This window comes from Candidatus Symbiothrix dinenymphae (genome assembly GCF_001431085.1).
On record NZ_BBRU01000017.1, the window covers coordinates 1 to 1555 of the forward strand.

At 44.2% G+C, this 1555-nt stretch carries 2 protein-coding genes; both read left to right on the forward strand.

Features of this window, described 5'->3' with window-relative positions; translation table 11 throughout:
• Positions 1-253 precede the first annotated feature (253 nt).
• Positions 254-1120 carry a sugar phosphate isomerase/epimerase family protein gene (locus ASC50_RS00445; protein ID WP_055431430.1) on the forward strand — a complete coding sequence of 289 codons (867 nt, stop codon included), beginning with the start codon at positions 254-256 and terminating at the stop codon, positions 1118-1120.
• Between the two features lie 41 nt (positions 1121-1161).
• On the forward strand, positions 1162-1555 hold a 394-nt coding region (locus tag ASC50_RS00450; RefSeq protein ID WP_158648210.1), incomplete at its 3' end, for a Gfo/Idh/MocA family oxidoreductase.

The window sequence follows — 1555 nt, forward strand, 5'->3', positions numbered from 1 at the left end:
TTTTTATACCGTAGACTGAAGTCTACGGTTAATAAAGTGCTGTCCCTGCGGGACACAGAACGCCGCATTGTGCTGTCCCTGCGGGACAAAAACACCGTTTGCAAAAAATAGCACCTGAAAAAAAAGATTTAGCCGAAAAAAAAGATTTAGGCAATATCGGGAAAAAAAACATGTTATTCAAAAATTATTACTACCTTTGCAGCATCAATTTTAAAAGTCAATAATTTTATAACAATTTAAAAAGTAAAAGTATATGAAAAAGATGCGAAATGTGTTCTTGCTATCAGTTGCGATGCTGATGGTTGCCTCTTGTGGCTGTGGCAACAATTGTGAAAAAAACATCGGGATTCAGATGTATTCCCTGCGCGGGAGTATCCGTGATGAGACGGTGGGGATTGATTCGGTGATTTCCATCATTGGAAAGGCAGGCTACAAGTATGTGGAGAGTGCAAGTTATGACGACGGCAAAATCTACGGAATGTTGCCCGAAGTGTTTAAGGCAAAGATTGAGGCTGCCGGAATGACGGCTTTGTCGTGCCATGTGGGTAAAAATTTGGAAGCCGACATGGGACCGGTTTGGGCATGGTGGGACAAATGTATTGCCACGCACAAAGCCGCCGGCATGAAGTACATTGTCGTTCCCGGATTTCCCGTTCCCGACACATTGGAAGGCTTAAAAGCCTACTGCGACTACTTCAACCGGATTGGCGAAAAATGCGCTGCTGCCGGGCTGAAATTCGGCTATCACAACCATGCGCATGAGTTTACAAAAGTGTATGACGACGGCACAGTGGTGTATGATTACATGGTTCAAAACACCGACCCCGCGAAAGTATTCTTCGAATTGGACGTGTATTGGAGCCAAAAAGGCAACCGTAAGGCAGCCGATTTGTTCAAACAATACCCCGGACGTTTCGATTTGCTTCACGTGAAAGACGAAAGAGGATTGGGCAGAAGTGGCTATATGGACTTCGAAGAGTTGTTTAACAACATTGATTCTTCCACGAAATACCTCATTGTGGAGGTTGAGAAGTATGATTTGCCGGAAATGGAATCCGTCAAATCCAGTTTGGACTATTTGAATGAAGCTGCTTTTGTGAAAGCGGATTATTCTAAATAAAAAATAAATTATTAAATAAATTAAAAGTTAAATTAAGTATTATGTCAGATTCAATGTCAAGAAGGGACTTCCTTCAAAAAGGCAGTTTAGCTGCCGCCGGATTGACGATTCTTCCGAGTTTCGTGATGGGCAAAAACATTAGTGGAGCGACAGCTCCAAGTGATAAACTTAATATCGCTGCTATTGGTATCGGCGGTATGGGTAACGCGAACATCAAAGCGGTGAAGGGTACGGAAAATATCGTAGCCCTGTGCGATGTGGATTGGAAATACGCTGCCGGCGTGTTCAAAGAAAATCCCAACGCGAAGCAGTACAAAGACTGGCGCAAGATGTATGACGAAATGGGCAAAAGCATCGATGCCGTCATCGTGGCTACTGCCGACCATACACCCGCGATTATCGCTGCCACCGCCATGACCATGGGCAAGCACGCGT

Coding starts and splice junctions, on each gene's coding strand:
- ASC50_RS00445 (WP_055431430.1), top strand. CDS start 254: ATGAAAAAGATGCGAAATGTGTTCTTGCTATCAGTTGCGATGCTGATG.